Genomic DNA, 17,704 nt, shown 5'->3' on the forward strand with positions numbered 1-17,704 from the left:
AGTTATTGTTGAGTGGTGATTTGTCTTATGTCTTATGTCTTATGTCAAACTCACTTCTAAAAGCCGAAACGCCCGATTTTTCGTTCTCACTCTTCCTTGTCTACTGGTCTACCTGTCTCCCTTGTCTTACCTCCACCCCAATCTTAAAAAACCTACCCTTATGAGGTGTGTAGGGGCGGGTTTAGGGACTTTCGGCTTGGCTATTGATGGTAAACTTTGTACAAAACCCGCCCTGATTTAAGGTTGAGTGTGGAGTGGAGTTTTTATGATTAAAATCCTACTGGTTGATGATCAAAATCTAGTCCGACGCGGTTTAAAAGCCTTATTACAGTTTGAAGCGGATTTAGAGGTTATCGGCGAAGCAGATAATGGAGAAACCGCGATCGCTCAACTTGAGACCTTGAACCCTGATATTATCCTCATGGATGTGCGTATGCCTGTTATGGATGGTGTTGCTGCTACTCGGCAAATCACTCAACGGTTTCCCCACATCAAACTATTGGTTTTAACCACATTCGATGATGATGAGTATGTTACCCAAGCCTTGCATTATGGTGCATCAGGCTATTTACTCAAAGATACACCCCCCGACGAATTAGCCCAAGCGATTCGGGCGGTGCATAAAGGGTATACTCAACTCGGACCGGGAATTGGTCAAAAGATTATGACGCAAATCCCTGCTTCTGTCTCCAATTCCTCCACCGCTTGGGATGAACTCACCCCCAGAGAACAGGAAATCCTCCGCTTAATCGCCACCGGTGCCAATAACCGAGAAATTGCCCAAACTCTCTATATTTCCCAGAAGACCGTGAAGAACCACATTACCAATATCTTAAGCCGATTGAACCTACGCGATCGCACCCAAGCCGCAATCTGGGCAAACTCCCATTCAATCCACGGCTAGGAGTTCCACAGACTCAGCCAAAATTATCGGTTTATTTTCATATTCGGCTTCTATGCTTTGTTCCACATCTAAATCCCAAGTCAAATCGTAATCCTTCTCCAATTCCTCCTTACTGACAAACCGACTCACTTCCCCTGTAACTCTCACCCAGTTGTCCTCTGTAATCGGCGTATCAGGATTAGCATTCATCACCAAGACTTGTTTGTCTAACAGGGGTTCTTCCTGTTCCAGCTTAAATGTACTCGAATCGATAACCTCGCCCACCTTACCATCCACTGTAACCATCTCACCCGTCAACTCCTCCCTATTCTCAGAGACATCGCCTAAGGTAGAAGCATTATCGATGGCTGTCTCATCTACTGTCTCCTCTGGCGGTATAGCCACTTCCTGTTCATGGAAAATACTACAAGCTGACAAAAGTACCATCACCAGCCCCAAACCCATCATTTTCCGAAATACCATTGAGAACCCTCCTAACTGCGGTTATGCTTTACACTAAACAGAATAGACGTGCGATCGCGTCTGGCTAGAGTCTCACTCCCACATCCTTCCCTAGAGAGAAATTTACCACTCCTTAATCTAGGTTCGTAGTTGCGCTTTAGCGCCATAAACGCCTGTATCACCGACTATTGGCGTGACACAGCTAAAATGGTGGAATAGATTTTACCATTGAATCGGGCGCACGCTTCGTGCGCCCCTACGGTTTCCGGGCGTAAGCGTCATCCACTAAATTAGGTGTCCACGCCACTACCAATGCTTAACTTAGTAACATTGTCTTAATTCTATTTACTAACCTCTAAACCTATGTCTCACTTCACCACCATCAACGTTCAGATAAAAAACGGCGAGATTCTGCATCAAACGTTGCAGGAGTTGGGGTATCACGTCGAATGCAATACCTCGGTACGCGGCTATCACGGAAATACTACCGAAGCCGAATACGTGATTCGCCAGTCTAATGGTTACGATTTAGGATTCCGTCAAAATGGGGAGGCGTATGAACTCGTGGCAGATTTCTGGGGGGCGAGAATTAATCAAACAGAATTCGTCAATTCCGTGAATCAAAAGTACGCCCATAAAATGTTAATGCATTCCGTGCAAGAACAAGGATTTAATGTCGAAGCAGAAGACGTATTAGAAGACGGTACAGTGCGGGTAGTTGTGGGACGCTGGCAATAAAAAACCTCCCCATTCCCCTTTCTTATCGTCAAGGCGGGTTGAGTCCCTCGGTTGATCTCCAATAATGCATCAACAAAACCCGCCCTCCGCAAGAGGTAGTAACCTGGCATCTCTCAATTGACGCTTAAATCTTGTTGGGTTTCGGCGCGTCAATCCAACCTACAGCTTTTCATATTTAATTCACATGTCATATAGTGACTTTACGCTAGCCAAAGTCAAAAAAGACTTTGACTTAATCACTGTAGAAGAAATGAATACGTTTAGTCAGGTTACTGAGTTTGCACCCAGTTCATTCCTGACAGAGACTTTACACTATAATATTCCCTTAGCCTTAGCCAGCAATAGTGAAAAAGCTCGATCTGAAATGATTATCGCCCCAATTTTAATTGATATCAGAAGACAATTACATGAACAGATAAACTTATTTTCGGGAATCGAATTTAATATTGATAAAGCACGCGGATTGAATGGAGTGTGCGATTTTCTGATTAGCCAGTCTCCAGAACAGTTATTTGTCAATGCACCAGTGATTACACTGGTAGAAGCCAAGAAGGAAAATCTGATTGGGGGATTGGGACAGTGTGTAGCAGAAATGGTAGCGGCTCAGATATTCAATGACCGCGAGGGAAATGGGATATCCGAAATTTATGGCGCAGTTACCTCAGGAACCAACTGGAAGTTTTTGCGCCTTAAAGAAAACGTTATCGAAATTGATTTGAATGAGTATTATCTGAATGATATCAATAAAATTTTAGGGATTTTGATAAATGCTGTTCAAGACCATTAATAATTATATTGATAATTATATCTTGATCTCAGTTCCCCCGGCTTCCCCTGCTCCCTACCCCACCACAAGACCCCTAATTATTCATACAGCCCCATATTTTAATCGTCTTATCCAAACTTCCACTGACTAAATATTGCCCATCCTGACAAAAAGCTAAACAGGTGACAGCCTGCTTATGTCCCGTTAATGTCTGAATTTGTTTCCCAGTCGCCACATCCCAAAACTTGATCGCTTGATCATTCCCCCCACTGATTAAAACTCGTCCATATCGACTAAAAAGCAATGTTTGTACCGCAAAATAATAGCCCTCCAACGTATGTTCAACCTGGTGAGTCGCCAGATTCCAGAGTTGGATTTGTCCTTGCCAAGTGGTACTCGCTAAGGTCAACCCATCAGGATTCATCGCCACTTGATTGGCATAACTTTTCAACGTCCGAGGTCGATCCCTTGTCCGCCAATCCCACAGCTTAATCTTGCCATCCCGACTGCTACTCACCAAGGTATTACCATCCGCACTAAAAGCTAGACTCCAAATTTCATCCGTATGCGCCCCTAGAGTTAATTGATTACTAAACGTACAAATCAGTTTACCTGTCTCCAGATGCCACAGTTTAATCGTGGTATCCTGACTACCACTGGCGATAATTTGACCATGGGGATGAATCGCGATCGCCCGAATGATATCTTGATGTCCATAGAGACTGTGGCGAAGTTCTCCCTGATCCCAAATCTCGATCACCTGACTTGCACCATTTCTAACTCGCACCACTATTTTCACATCCTCAGTTAACGCCAAAAATTCTTTGGCTTTGGGATATTTGGGAATCTTGTAGAGGACTTGTTCCGTCTGCCAATGGTACACTCGAATGGTTTTCCCGCGTAAATAGGCAATCCTTGTCCCATCGGGACTAATGGCAATGGCTTGACCTAGCTTATAGGTGGCGATATCCTCAAACAGGTGATACGGGAGATACGCATTAACCGCCCGTTTCGCCTCTCGTTCGCTGCGATCGCGCAACAGTAAATAGGCAATTCGCTGCACTTGTTCTGATTCATCCTGCAAGGCGGGGATAATTAACCCTAAACCCGATTCTCCATACTTGGACGCCTGTTTAAGTGCAGCAATTCTCACCGTCTCATCGTCACTTGCCAGACGCCGCTTTACCCCTGCAACTCCGCCTAAAATAACCGCACCCCGAGGTGCAGCATAAGACGAACCAAGAACCGCGTCATTGTCTCTAGGTTGATTAAACTGTTCGACCATAATCGTTTATGATAAGTAGGTTGGTGAAAATACACTCAACCATATTAAGTGATGTAAACACCCCTCAAACCCTTACAAATGACGAATGACGAATGACAAATGACGATCTCCACCGTTCACTTTAATTGTCCCCACCTACTTATCATTTCCCTTTATTTCTCCAATTCTATAAAACATCCCCCCAATACTACCATTTTCTCTGCGTCCCTCTGCGAAAACCTCTGCGTTCCTCTGCGTTAAAAAAACATCAGATTGGATATTACAAGATTGGATATTACAAACTACTAATTATATGATGTCCGGACTCATCACCCCTACTAAAAATGTAGAGACCTGGTTACCAAGCCCCTACTCCCTATCACCGTAATTATGGGTCTTCAACCGGACATGATATTACTTATGAATAAATCCCGATCGCGTCCCCTTTACCCCAACCTTGTGATAAACCGCTAGAATCTCCGGTGCGGCTAGCGATCGATTAAAGAGTTGTACATCACTCATCCTACCCTGAAAGAATCCCGGTGAACTCGGATGATCCGAACGCCGTCCCAATCGCAAGGGTTTAAAATTATTCAGCGAACCTGGTTGTCCCGTCGGATTAAACCGATGTTTCAACTCCATTCCATCAACATACCATCGTCCCCCATCCGTCGCATCTCGGTCAACGGTAACCATCAGATAATGCCAGAGATCATCAGCAATTAAGCGCTGACTATCATAATTCGTCCAAGCTGACTCGATTCCATCCGCTAATTGTAAACCCAACCGACCTTTATGCAGATATAAACAATATCCTTGCACCGAACCCGAGGTTTCCACGCGCTTATCCAAAATCACTTCAAGTCCGCGACTACGACTTTTAACGCCCACACCAATGGAGAAATCCCCAACGCCAAAATTCAACGCTGATCCGTGGGGAATTTCCACATAGTCATCGCCATCAAATTGCAGCGCACTCCCTAACCCTTGAGGTAGAACATATTCCACAAAGCGATAGGATTCTGGATTCACCTCATCCGGATGTCCCGCACCGCCTAATCCCGGCATTCGACCCGGAACAATTGTCACTGGAGTAGCACCCTTAATCGTACCATCATTTCCCCCCACACTATCCGCCGCGATGTCCCCTTCTTTTTCATCTAACCGCCACCAGGCTACCCGATTAGCTGGGACATAATGTTGAATGGCTTGTTGAACCCATGGTTGTTGCTGATTCCACAGGATTAAGAGTGCTGCTTGTCGTACCCGTGGGGATTTATCTTGCACAAAAGCGTCCTGCACTAAACTTAACCCCGCATCCCCATAGGTTATGGCTTCGCTAATAGCGGCTAAACGTTGTTCCACGATAGGAGAGGTTAAACGCATCCTCATACCAGCAATACCTCCTAAGACGACGCCTTTAGTCGGGGGTGGATTGTTTCCACCGAGAACGGCGTCATCCTTTTTTGGTCGCTGAGACTCTTTTGCCATCGCCCCTATTTCCCTATCCTCTTTACTTATAGCAAAAGGCAGAGGGCTCCAGGGCAGAAGGCAGAAGGTAACCGCCATTTACTATTGAAGTGAAGATACCTCCAGATTTGCTCCGGAGGCATCTTTTGATTTTAGGTATAGTATTACGAGTTGTGAAGCAATCATGGTTGTTACCCCTTCTATCCCCCCTACCGTTAACGGTTCTGAGATCCGAGGTGAGATTCGCGCCTTGGAATCTCAGCTAGTTGAGTGGCGTCGGCGCTTTCACCAACGCCCGGAGTTAGGGTTTACAGAACACCTGACGGCTGGATTTGTTGCTCAAAAGTTACAGGAGTGGGGAATTGAGCATCAAACGGGTATTGCCCAAACCGGAATCGTGGCTACAATCGAGGGCGATCGCAAAGGTCCGGTGTTAGCGATTCGGGCGGATATAGATGCTTTGCCAATTCGGGAGGAAAACCAGGTTCCCTACCGATCGCAACATGAGGGAATTATGCACGCTTGCGGTCATGATGGACATACCGCGATCGCATTAGGTACAGCCTTCTATCTTTCCCAACACCGCCAAGACTTTGCGGGTACGATCAAGTTCATCTTCCAACCTGCTGAAGAAGGACCCGGCGGCGCTAAACCGATGATTGAAGCTGGCGTCTTAAAAAATCCGGATGTGGATGCTATTATTGGGCTACATTTGTGGAACAATTTGCCCCTGGGAACGGTTGGCGTTCGCAGTGGTGCTTTAATGGCAGCAAGCGAGCGATTTCAGTGTAAAATTTTAGGCAAGGGGGGACATGGGGCAATGCCACATCAAACCCTAGACGCGATCGTCATTGGCACTCAAGTGGTCAACGCCTTGCAAACCATTGTGGCTCGTAATGTTGACCCAATTGAATCAGCCGTGGTTACGGTGGGAATGTTTCAAGCTGGTACAGCGTTTAATGTCATTGCGGATAGCGCCAAAATGAGCGGCACAGTGCGCTATTTTAATCCGCAATTGGCAGGGTATTTCAGCCAGCGTATCGAGCAAGTGATTGCAGGTATTTGTCAGAGTCACGGGGCGCAGTATGAACTCGACTACCAGCCGCTTTATCCGCCTGTAATCAACAACTCACAGATAGCCGAATTGGTTCGATCCGTAGCTGAAGAAGTCGTCGAAACCCCTACAGGAATCGTACCCGAATGCCAAACCATGGGCGGGGAAGATATGTCATTTTTCCTAGAGGCTGTACCGGGTTGCTATTTCTTTTTGGGATCAGCGAACCCCAGTAAAGATTTAGCCTATCCCCATCACCACCCCCGGTTTGATTTTGATGAAACTGTGTTAGCAATGGGAGTAGAACTATTTGTTCGCTGTGTGGAAAAATTCTGCCAGTAATTCTCGATATTCGGGAAACCTGACAATCTAGGGTGTGCCTGCCAGATCAACGAAACGCGAAACCAGGGTAAGGTAACGAGTTCAAAGCTTGTACGGCTTTGCCTTTCATCCTTTCCCTCGCGTCAATTCGCAAAGGATGGGTGTAGTTGTACCAAACGAGTCTCGCGATCGGCTATCTCAAATCCTAGAAAATTATAGAGGAATTACCTCCCTCAGGAGAAGTCTATGTCAGTCCCCATCTACCTGAAACTACTGTCAACCCTAACCTTATGCCTAACCACATTGGGGTTCATGTCATCGGGGTTAACCCAACCTATTGTTTCCGATGACAGTACCGATACGACGGTGAATCAAGAGGGAAACCGCTTCGATATTGAGGGGGGGGAATTGTCAGGAGATGGCGCGAATCTCTTTCACAGTTTTAGTGAGTTTGGTTTAGATTCGGGACAAATTGCCAATTTTTTATCCAACCCATCGATACAGACTATTCTCTCACGAATTACTGGTGGTGATCCATCGGTTATTAATGGGTTAATTCAAGTTAGTGGCGGCACTTCTAATCTGTTTTTGATGAATCCAGCGGGTATTATCTTTGGCAGTGAGGCTCAATTAAATGTCCCCGCCGCCTTTACCGCCACAACCGCGACAGGGATTAGTTTTGGCGATAACCTGTTTAATGCTACCGGGATCAATGACTACACGTCTCTGGTAGGAACACCCAACGGCTTTGTCTTTAATACACCAGAACCCGGTTCTATCGTTAATACAGGCACACTCGAAGTCAATTCTGAACAAAATCTCAGTTTAATTGGCGGTACGGTTGTGAGTACGGGTGAATTAGTCGCCCCAGGGGGTCAAATTACCGTCGCCACGGTTCCTGGTAATCAATGGGTGCGGATTAGTCAAGCGGGACATTTGCTGAGTTTAGAGGTTCCTGCGGCGGCGACGGAAGTGCCGTTTACTCCCCTTTCTCTTCCCCAATTGCTAACGGGAGGAAACGTTGGTAACGCCACAGGTTTGTCGGTGAATGAACAGGGTGACGTTGCGCTTACGGGTTCAGGGATTGCGATTGATAATGGTGATCTGGTTGCCAAGACGGTAACGGGGGGAACAGCGTTACTTTCAGCAGAGAATAATCTCACGTTGGTGGAGAGTCAGTTAACTACAACTGGGGATTTGCAGCTATTGGCGCAGGATACGGTACGGGTGCGGGATAGTGTGGCGAATCCATTTATTGCTGATGCGGGAAATGATTTAATTGTTCAAGGAAACCAAGGTGTTGATATCTTTGCCTTGAATCATTCCGCTAGTGGTTTCTACTCTGGTGGGGATATGGTATTCCGTTCTAGTAATACCATAGGCGGAGATGCTCACTACTCGGCAGGCGGCAATTTTAAAATTGAACAATTGGATGGTAGTGAAGGAGATTTGGAGAGTCCTAATGATCCAATTATTTTAGCGTCAGGTGATGTCAGATTAGGAAACTATACCGGGGCTTCGCTACATATTTTAGCAGGAGGTCGAGTCAGGATAAGAAATGTTACGATCACGGGGACAGATTCAGACAATAGTACGATTAATCCGAATAACCCTAATCCGTTTCTTGCGAGTTTAGCCAGTGTTCCGTTGTCCGATGGAACAACTCTACAAATTGATGGTAGTACTAACCCAACATTAGATATTAGAGCAGGCATTAATTGGGGAGTTTTAGGCGGAGATCCAGGAGATACAACGATTGGGACAGGGATACCAACTCCCACATTCTCCCCTGCCACTAATGCTGATATTAGAGTTGGCAATATTATCATTAACCAACCGGATGGAGTTGTATTATTAACTAATCAGTACAACCCTAATGGGTCTTTGTCAGGTGGAAATATTCAATTTAATCAACTTAATACAAGTAGCAATACAGGAAATGCTGGTTCAGTTTATATAGACTCTCGTGGCAATGTTAACGGGTTTTTCGTTCACGCTGATAGTTCGGTCGGGAATGGTGGAAATATTACTATTAATGCTGGTACTTTGAACGCTGGTGGTGACATTATATTAGACGCGCAGCAAAATGCTAGTTTTCGCTCAATAGGTGACAACGGGAATGGTGGCAATATCATTCTTGATGCGGTTGGAACTATTAGTTTCCGTGATATCATATCAGATGGAAAAAATGGTACTGGTGGTGAAATTGTCGTTAATGCTGGTGGAAATGTACTTGGTGATGACATTCGGACGAGAGGAACAGATGATGGAGGTAATATTACAGTAACCAGTGATGGCACGATTAATACGACGCAGTTTGCACAAAACGGAGGAGACGGAGGAATAATTTCCTGTAAGATTACTGGTGAATTTTGCGCTAGTGGTAGTCAGGGTGATATCCGTCTGGAAGCGGCTGATGAAATTATCTTAGGAGGTAATGCGGTAACAGGTATTCTAAGAGGAGAGAATATTACCCTAGCGAGTGACAGTGTTGAATTAACTAAAGATGGTTCTGTTGGTGCTACAGGAGTTATTCGTCTCGATAGCAATACTGTAACAGCAACAGGGTCGAATATTACAAACATTATTATTGATGGAGTTTTACAGCTAGGAACCGATGTGAACTTCAATACGAACGGCAAGAACATAAGCTTTGACGGCACGGTTGATAGTAATCCAGAGAACAGTCAAGATTTAATTTTAAATACAGGTAATGGTACAGCTACGTTCAATGGAGTTGTTGGCAGTCTAAATTCATTAAATATTATCAGCACGGACGCTAACGGAAAAACGATCATCAATCGTGATATAACTGCCAACCAGTTAGAATTTAACAACATGGTAGAAGTGCTGTCGAATTCAACATTAACGTTGACCCAAAGCGGAATGCAGCCTCCTCCAGCAATCGACTTTATGGAAAGTGTTGAATTAAAGGCTGATCTGACGATAAGCACGATTAGAAATAGTCAAATTAACTTTAATAGCACGGTTGATGGGACTTATGATTTGACCGTATTAAATTTAGGAGAAACGACCTTTACAGGTGAAGTTGGCAGCATCAGCCGTTTGAATACCCTTAGGACAGATGAAGCGGGAACAACCCAAATCAATAACAATATTACTGCTAATCAACTCGACATCCAAGATGCAGTCGAGGTGCTGTCCGACTTATCGTTAACGGCGGATAACATTGATTTCGGTTCAACGATTACGGGAACAGGTTATAATCTGATTGTTCAATCGTCAAATACCGCTGATATCTTTAGCCTAGCCGGATCAGAAAATTCCCCAAATGACGCTGGATTCCAAAATGGTTTCGAGAGTCTGACGATTCGCAGTACGAATAGCGGCGGACAAATTAATTTAAGCAATCTCACGTTCAGTGATCCCGTAACGATTCAAATGCCTGATGGTGTGATCGCGATTAATGGTAAGATTACGGGTACAGATGATGCTTCAATTACACTCAACAGTGCCACCACTAACTTAAATGCCAATATCACGACGGAAGATGGTAGTATAGCGTTTAATGCAGACAGCGTTGTACTGGGTAATGATGTTACTCTCAACAGTGGTAGTAATCCGATTCGCTTTCAAGGTACGGTTGATGGCAATCATGATTTGACAGTATTGAGTTCAGATACAACTACCTTTGGCGGCGCAGTTGGCAGTTTTACCCCACTCGATACTCTCACCACAGCTTCTGGAGGGAAAACTCAATTTAATGGGGATGTGACGGCGACTCGTTTGAATTTACAAGATCAGGTGCAGGTGCAGTCAAATTTATCCCTAACCGCTACAGAAATTGTTCTCAATGGTATCCTGACAGGTGGAAAAAATGGGACGATTACTCTAGATGCTGCTACGACAACGCTTAATTCTAATATCCTCACCTCAGGTAGTAATCTCGCGTTCTTAGGAGACAGGGTTAATTTAGGGGCTGATGTTGACCTGAATACGGTAAATGGTAATATCAGATTTGATGGCATCGTAGAGGGCGATCGCACTTTACGTATCTTCAGTACCGGAACCACTACATTCTCTGGTGCTGTGGGTAGTGTCACACCGTTAAATAGTCTCACCACTGACGCCGGAGGAACCACCCAATTTGGCGGAAATGTTACCGCGAATCGTTTGAGCATCCAAGATTCCCTCGCCGTCTTATCGGATTTATCCCTAACTGCATCAGAGATTACCTTGGGTGCAATGGTAACGGGATCAAATACCAATCTGGTTTTGCAACCGCTTAATCCCACTCAAAAGTTTACCCTCACCGCAGGCGTGTTTGAAGACGGGTTCCAGAGTATCAGGATTGGAAGAGAGAATGGTAGTGGCGCGATCGCACTCAATGGCAATCTCACCTTCAGTGATCCGGTAACCATCCTATCACCAACTGATTCAGGTTCGATCACCGCCACAGGTACAATTACCGGATTGGATAATGCCACAATTAACCTACTGGCAAATCAAGGGATTAACGTCAACAATATTACGGCTAATGCGGGAATCTCTCTCACCAGTAATCAAGAGGCTATCACTACCGGAAATCTGAATACATCGGGAGTGAATCAAGGCGGAGATATTACCGTACAAGCCCAAACTGAGATTCAAACAGGTGCAATTAATTCTAGTGCCATGCAGGGTAATGGAGGGAATGTCACCTTAGATCCAGAAGGGGATATCGAAGTGGATTCGATTAACGCTCAAGGTGGCAGCAATGGCAGAGGCGGTAACGTAGATATTACCACAGAACAATTTTTCCGTGCTACCGAGACATTTAGCGATCGCACGGGTACAACAACCAGTATCTCCACCGCAGGTGGGAATGGCGGTGGATCAGTGATCATCCGCCATCAAGGAGGGCAATTTATCCCCTTCACCGTCGGGCAAGACTACAATAACCTGAATGGAACCCGAGGCGCGATCGCCACCGGAAGCGATAATCAAATTACCGAGGGTTCCTATCCCAATCCCTATACTCAGGGAATCGCCCCGAGTCAGATTCAACTGATTACACCGGAAACCAGCCGTGAATCGTCCGCCGAAAATCCGCTGATTCTGCAAAAAGAGTCCCCCTCACAACCTCAGGTAGAAACCAGCGTGCCATCTGTTACTATTGACACCGTATTTGGCACAATTGATGCGGCGTATACCCAAGAATTTGAAGCCTATCTGGACAAATCCGGCACTCAAATTCTCACCCTAACTGAGGCGCGTCAACTTTTGCAGGATATTGCCCAAGAAACAGGCGTTAAACCGGCATTAATTTATGTCATGTTTGTCCCCAGTAGCCTGTCTTCTGCAACGGCTACCCCCCAGGACAATGATCAACTTGATCTCGTTTTAGTTACCGCCCAAGGAGAAACCATTCACAAATCCATCCCCATCACCCGCGCTGAAGTTTTAAAAGTGGCGCAACAGTTTCAACGAACGGTAACTAATGTCCGAGATGCTACGGGTTACTTAGCCCCAGGAAAACAACTCTACGACTGGTTAATTACGCCATTAGAAGCGGACTTGCAAGCCCAAGGCATTCAAAACTTGGTCTTTGTGATGGACAGAGGATTACGTTCCATTCCCGTCGCCGCCCTACACAACGAACAACAATTCTTGATCGAGAACTATAGTGTCGGAATCATGCCCAGTTTAAGCATCACCGATACCCGCTTCCAAAGTGTGAAAGATACCACAGTATTGGCGATGGGGGCAGAAAAATTTAACGATAAAAAGCCGTTACCTGCCGTTCCGGTGGAATTAGAAGCCATTACTCAGAAATTATGGCAAGGTCAATTTTTCCTAGATGAAGGCTTTACTTTAGATAATCTGAAAGCCCAACGGGAAAAACAACCCTTTGGCATTGTTCACCTCGCCACCCATGCCGATTTTCGTCCCGGTGCGATTAACAATTCCTATATCCAGTTATGGAATAGTAAGCTACGCCTGGATCAATTGCCAGAATTAGGATGGAATGATCCCCCCGTCGAATTACTGGTACTCAGCGCTTGTCGAACTGCATTAGGGGATGAAAATGCCGAGTTAGGCTTTGCTGGATTAGCAGTGCAAGCGGGAGTCAAATCAACCTTAGCCAGTTTGTGGTACGTCAGCGATGAAGGTACATTGGCACTAATGACCCAATTTTATGATCAGTTAAAAACCGCCCCCATTAAAGCCGAAGCCTTACGACAGGTGCAAGTCGATATGCTGAAGGGGCAAGTTCAACTGAAAAATGGTCAACTGATTACGTCGGCGGGAACGATTTTGTTACCCTCGGAACTGCCTCAATCGCAAGATTTAACCCATCCCTATTATTGGGCGTCTTTCACTATGGTGGGGAATCCGTGGTAAACATTATCCCGTAACCCTTAAGCCCTGGCGATTAGAAATCGCGGCGATATAAACAAAGTCCGCCTTACATTTTGCTACAGTAAGCTTATTTGGCTAATTCCCTATCTGTTTTCAACTCTTGTGCTGTCTGCCCTCTGGCTTGTGTTGGAAAAAACTAAGAAATATCTATTCAGTCGCCACCCTCAACCCCGCTTGCAGGGCGCTTGGAATTGCGCCCAAGTCGGATTCTTTATCTTTCCCTGGTTTCCCGCTTTGGGGGCTGTGGGTGTGGGTTTGGCTTTAATCGGAACCTGGTGGCAAGACTATCGCCGGATTATTCGGCGTCCTCTAAACTGGGGACTGGGAATCTTGAGCCTTTGGCTAATTTTCAGCGCGACGCAAGCCTATAACTCCACGGAAGCATTCCTGGGTTTAGCAAATTTCCTGCCATTCTTTGCTTTTTTGGCAGCATTCAGTGCCTTAATTCAAACACCCGCCCAGCTACGGCGTCTCGCCTGGATTTTGGTGATTCCGTCTGTACTGGTTGTCATCCTTGGCTTCGGGCAGTTATTTTTGGGTTGGGCGCACCCGCCACAGTTACCAGCTTTATTGGGTTGGGTATTAGAAGCCAAGGGAAATCCGCCGGGGCGGATGGCTTCAGTATTCATGTACGCCAATATTCTGGCGGCTTATCTGCAAATTGTCTTTACTTTGGGATTAGGACTATGGATTGACACATTTCAAGCTTGGCGACAGCAGGAAGCAGGGGAACAATGGCACGTCTCGAACTCAGGGGGAGTCCTCCTATTTTTAACGGGGGTGGAAATTGCTAATGCGATCGCGCTCATCCTGACTCATTCCCGAAATGCTTGGGGTGGGGTGATTGTCGCGGGTTTGGCTTTTGCTCTTTATCAGGGATGGCGTTGGTTGATAGGAACAGTAGTTGCTGCGGCTGTGGCGGTATTAGGGGCGGCGTTTAGTCCTTCTCCGTTACGAGAGGGATTGCGAATGATTGTTCCGGCTTATTTTTGGGCGCGACTTACTGATCAGCTTCATCCTGATCGCCCGGTAGCGTTGATGCGGATAACCCAATGGCGCTTTGCTTTATCGCTGACTCAGCAACGTCCTTGGACTGGTTGGGGATTGCGGAACTTTACGCCGCTTTACGAACAGCAGATGGATCTGTGGCTCGGTCATCCCCATAATCTTATCCTGATGTTGGCGGCTGAAACGGGTATTCCGGCGACAATCCTATTTTATGGCATAGTGGGCTGGATTTTCTGGCAAGGCGTTCTCTGGATCAACAAAGCGCGATCGCTCTCAAGTCGCGATCAATTAATCGTCTTCAGTTATTTAGTCGCATTCGGCGGCTGTATCCTATTCAATATGTTGGATGTCACGCTCTTTGACTTACGGGTGAATACGTTGGGGTGGCTACTTCTATCCGCGATCGCGGGGGTGACTGCTTCTGGAGGTCATCAACACAAAGGTAATACATCCGTACAGGCGTAGTACACAACAGACAAGGGAATTTCTACAGTTTTTCCAAATAGCTTAACAAGTCTGCCATTTCCTGAGGACTAGGCTGGAACTTTGGCATCGGCGGGGTTTGACCACTAATCACTTGTTCAATCAGACCCGTTGGGGATCTGTGTTTAGAAATATGTTGTAAGCTAGGTCCGACTTTGCCGTCGGCGTGCATACCATGGCAATCGGCACAATTGATTTCAAAAATAGCCTGTCCTCGAACTGGATCACCGTTTAGTGACAAAACGTTCTGGATATAGGGATCGGAAACTTGCAGCATCTGAAATCCGAAGATGCCGATGCCAATCACCAGTAGTAGCGCAAGTACCACAGTGGTAATCCGCCGAACTAGGACTTGAGGTTGGTCAAGCTGGTTCTCCAAGGGATCTCCTGCCAAGTTGAGAATATTTGAACAAAGTTGAACTGGACTCACACTGCAACACAGGTGGAGTTACCCAGGAGGGTATTAGTGTAACAGATTAGAAAGAAGTATGTCGATTAATAAACATAGCTTAAAATTTATGGACTAAGTAAGCAAGGTGGAATCATGGATGTCGTGTAGCCAGCAATACAGAAAATGCTGAGTCCCTGGTCTTGCTGGCATTGAGTAGCAATTAGGTCATCTCACCTAGTAGGATGAGAAACAAGTAAAAAAACTTAGTCTTTGGAGAACGATCATGGTTGAACCACTGCTGTCGGGAATTGTCCTGGGCTTAATCCCTGTTACATTAGCTGGATTATTTGTCGCGGCGTACCTGCAATATAAGCGGGGGAACCAATTAGAATTGTAATTGTAGTAGAGACGTAGCATGCTACGTCTCTACACTCACGGCGAGTTTGAGGTTGATAACAGGTATAGTTATCATCAATAGCTTGCACGTAATGCCCTAAACCCGCCCCAACCAACCAGGTTCCCTGAGCGAAGTGAAGGTTAAAACTTCTGTGTGAGGCGGTAAAACACTAAGGCTGTGTTACCGTAAACTTTCTGACGACAAATTTCTAGTGTAGAGACGTAGCATGAGGAATCTCTATAGTCATCATTTCCTTTTACCTTGCCACCGTCCTCCTTCCCTTCTGCCTGCTGCCTTCTGTCCTCTGCCTTCAAGGGTTGAGGTGTCCAATGGTTAGGACTATACTCTACCGCTAATTCACCCTGATCAGCCAGGAGTTGATAATGGGCGATCGCATCTAGAACCGGATTGTACAAATCACTGGCATAAGGGGGATCAAAGTAAATCCGGTCAAATTTCTGACCAGCCAGCGTTTTTAGTCGTCCCACCACATCTCCCCGCATCACCTGAAAGGTTTGCTCTGGCTGAGCCACCTGCTGCCAATTTTGTTGCATAATGGAACAGGCTTTGCCCCACTTATCAATCCCTATCACTAAAGATGCGCCGCGACAGAGTGCTTCAGCCCCCATTGCACCCGTACCTGCACAGAGATCCAGCCAACGACATTGGGCGATCGCACCTTGCCAGATGTTAAATACCGCCTCCCGTACCCGTGCTGGTGTTGGACGGGTTTCTAATCCAGGTAACGTTTTTATCTGTCGGTTGCCATAAATTCTCATCAATCATACCAAGTCTGGTAACATCGGTTATGTATAGCACTACGCATTGAGGTTAGGACAATAAAATTAGGTGAAAAGGCAATAGGGAATAGGCAATAGGCAACAGAGTAATGTCCTAACGTATGCCCGTAATGCTATATAGGAGGAAAAGGTAAGTACCTGCACCTAAGTTCTGTCCACTGCACTAAGACATGTTAACAAGCCTCAAACCCTTACTGTTCCCTGTTCCCTGTTCCCTATTCCCTTATCTCAACCGTTAAGTTTAATGAAAGTCCAACTACTTATCATAGAAAAACGACACAAACGGAATCGCTATTTATAAGTAACTTATGCAGTCCTACGAAATTGAAGCTCCTCCCTGGTGGGTACAACGCTGGATTGACTTACTCAATTCCTATCGCTTTAAAAAGCGTTTGGAACGCGCCCGCAAATATGCGAAAGAAGGAAATGTCCTCAGTATTGAATTTGAAGGTCCTCAGGTATTAGCACGGGTACAAGGAACAGAACCCGAACCCTATCAAGTTTCCCTATCAATTGACCCATTTACCGAGGAAGACTGGGGGTATGTGGTGGAAACGATGGCGCAAGAAGCGATTTATTCGGCTCAACTATTAGCGGGAGAAATGCCGGAAAATATTGAGAAAGTTTTCACGGCTAATGGGTTGAGTCTATTTCCCTTCACCCTTGGGGATATTCATTCAAAATGCAGTTGTCCTGATCCCAAAAACCCCTGTAAGCATATTGGGGCAATTTACTATCAATTAGGCGATCGCTTTAGTGAAGATCCCTTTGTCCTATTCCAGTTACGGGGACGCACCAAATCCCAAATTCTGGATGATTTGCGTCGCTTACGCAGTACGGCGGGTGTAGAACCAAAATCTGAGGCGAAAGCAGAGGTTGAGTCTCAATCCACTCCATCAACCGCTACCTCCAGTCGATTAGAGGATAAGCAGGAAAAACAGAGAGAACCTGCTGTTGATAGCCCGATCAAACTTGAGCAATTTTGGCAATACGAAGAACCTCTTGATCCCTCTCTGGTTGTGATTACTCCTCCTCCAGACAACCGCACTGTATTGGATGTCTTAGGAACAATCCCCTTAGCAGCGGCTGATAGTCGGGTCATGCAATATTTTCGTGAAGTTTATCAATTGGTTAGTCAACAGGCAATGATGTCAGCCCTGAATCGGGAAACCTAAAGAGGGGCTGCTTCTTGTGGTGGGGGTAGGGAGCAGGGGAAGCAGGGGAAGCTGAGGGAGCTGGGGGAGCAGGGGAAGCTGGGGAAGCTGGGGAAGCTGGGGAAGCTGGGGGAGATAGGGGAGATAGGG

Annotated in this window: 13 protein-coding genes; 8 read left to right on the plus strand and 5 right to left on the minus strand. The window is 46.0% G+C overall.

Annotation, left to right across the window (positions count from 1 at the left end; all coding sequences use genetic code 11):
- Positions 1-265 precede the first annotated feature (265 nt).
- Positions 266-904 (plus strand): response regulator, encoded by a 639-nt coding sequence (locus tag RIE73_RS36300; RefSeq protein WP_446405788.1) that lies wholly within the window; start codon positions 266-268, stop codon positions 902-904.
- Here RIE73_RS36300 and RIE73_RS36305 read toward each other — a convergent pair.
- On the minus strand, positions 890-1,366 hold the full coding sequence (locus RIE73_RS36305) for a hypothetical protein (protein WP_446405789.1): 477 nt from the start codon (positions 1,364-1,366) through the stop codon (positions 890-892). The two genes, RIE73_RS36300 and RIE73_RS36305, sit on opposite strands and share 15 nt — an antisense overlap.
- A gap of 342 nt (positions 1,367-1,708) precedes the next feature.
- On the opposite strand from RIE73_RS36305, the gene RIE73_RS36310 reads away from it, so the two are divergent.
- Positions 1,709-2,083: a DUF1257 domain-containing protein gene (locus RIE73_RS36310; RefSeq protein WP_446405790.1), complete on the plus strand. Its 375-nt coding sequence runs from the start codon at positions 1,709-1,711 to the stop codon at positions 2,081-2,083.
- A gap of 184 nt (positions 2,084-2,267) precedes the next feature.
- The gene (locus RIE73_RS36315) at positions 2,268-2,870 is read left to right on the plus strand and encodes a hypothetical protein (protein WP_446405791.1); all 603 of its coding nucleotides are present in this window, start codon (positions 2,268-2,270) and stop codon (positions 2,868-2,870) included.
- Positions 2,871-2,943: 73 nt separating this feature from the next.
- Here the strand turns inward: RIE73_RS36315 and RIE73_RS36320 are convergent, their stop codons facing one another.
- The gene (locus tag RIE73_RS36320; RefSeq protein ID WP_446405792.1) at positions 2,944-4,134 is read right to left on the minus strand and encodes a WD40 domain-containing protein; all 1,191 of its coding nucleotides are present in this window, start codon (positions 4,132-4,134) and stop codon (positions 2,944-2,946) included.
- Positions 4,135-4,527: 393 nt separating this feature from the next.
- On the minus strand, positions 4,528-5,604 hold the full coding sequence (locus tag RIE73_RS36325; RefSeq protein ID WP_446405793.1) for a LamG domain-containing protein: 1,077 nt from the start codon (positions 5,602-5,604) through the stop codon (positions 4,528-4,530).
- 163 nt (positions 5,605-5,767) lie between these two features.
- Between RIE73_RS36325 and RIE73_RS36330 the strand changes: the two genes are divergently transcribed.
- The 3 genes from RIE73_RS36330 (at position 5,768) to RIE73_RS36340 (ending at position 14,794) form a co-directional block, all read left to right on the plus strand.
- Positions 5,768-6,979 (plus strand): M20 family metallopeptidase, encoded by a 1,212-nt coding sequence (locus tag RIE73_RS36330; RefSeq protein WP_446405794.1) that lies wholly within the window; start codon positions 5,768-5,770, stop codon positions 6,977-6,979.
- A 225-nt stretch (positions 6,980-7,204) separates the two neighbouring features.
- Positions 7,205-13,303 carry a CHAT domain-containing protein gene (locus tag RIE73_RS36335; protein ID WP_446405795.1) on the plus strand — a complete coding sequence of 2,033 codons (6,099 nt, stop codon included), beginning with the start codon at positions 7,205-7,207 and terminating at the stop codon, positions 13,301-13,303.
- A 141-nt stretch (positions 13,304-13,444) separates the two neighbouring features.
- Positions 13,445-14,794, plus strand: a complete 1,350-nt coding sequence (locus tag RIE73_RS36340) for an O-antigen ligase family protein (RefSeq protein WP_446405796.1) — start codon at positions 13,445-13,447, stop codon at positions 14,792-14,794.
- A 22-nt stretch (positions 14,795-14,816) separates the two neighbouring features.
- Here RIE73_RS36340 and RIE73_RS36345 read toward each other — a convergent pair whose 3' ends face one another.
- The gene (locus tag RIE73_RS36345; RefSeq protein WP_446405816.1) at positions 14,817-15,191 is read right to left on the minus strand and encodes a c-type cytochrome; all 375 of its coding nucleotides are present in this window, start codon (positions 15,189-15,191) and stop codon (positions 14,817-14,819) included.
- A 295-nt stretch (positions 15,192-15,486) separates the two neighbouring features.
- On the opposite strand from RIE73_RS36345, the gene petG reads away from it, so the two are divergent.
- Complete coding sequence (gene petG / locus RIE73_RS36350; RefSeq protein ID WP_006106132.1) at positions 15,487-15,600, plus strand: cytochrome b6-f complex subunit V; 114 nt, start codon at positions 15,487-15,489, stop codon at positions 15,598-15,600.
- 140 nt (positions 15,601-15,740) lie between these two features.
- On the opposite strand, the gene rsmD is transcribed toward petG, so the two are convergent.
- A complete protein-coding gene (gene rsmD, locus RIE73_RS36355; RefSeq protein ID WP_446405797.1) occupies positions 15,741-16,379 on the minus strand; it encodes a 16S rRNA (guanine(966)-N(2))-methyltransferase RsmD in 639 nt (212 codons plus the stop codon).
- Between the two features lie 329 nt (positions 16,380-16,708).
- On the opposite strand from rsmD, the gene RIE73_RS36360 reads away from it, so the two are divergent.
- Positions 16,709-17,575 (plus strand): SWIM zinc finger family protein, encoded by an 867-nt coding sequence (locus RIE73_RS36360; protein WP_446405798.1) that lies wholly within the window; start codon positions 16,709-16,711, stop codon positions 17,573-17,575.
- Positions 17,576-17,704 lie beyond the last annotated feature (129 nt).

Origin of the sequence: Coleofasciculus sp. C1-SOL-03 (assembly GCF_040220555.1) — a bacterium.
Taxonomy (GTDB): Bacteria; Cyanobacteriota; Cyanobacteriia; order Cyanobacteriales; family Coleofasciculaceae; genus Coleofasciculus.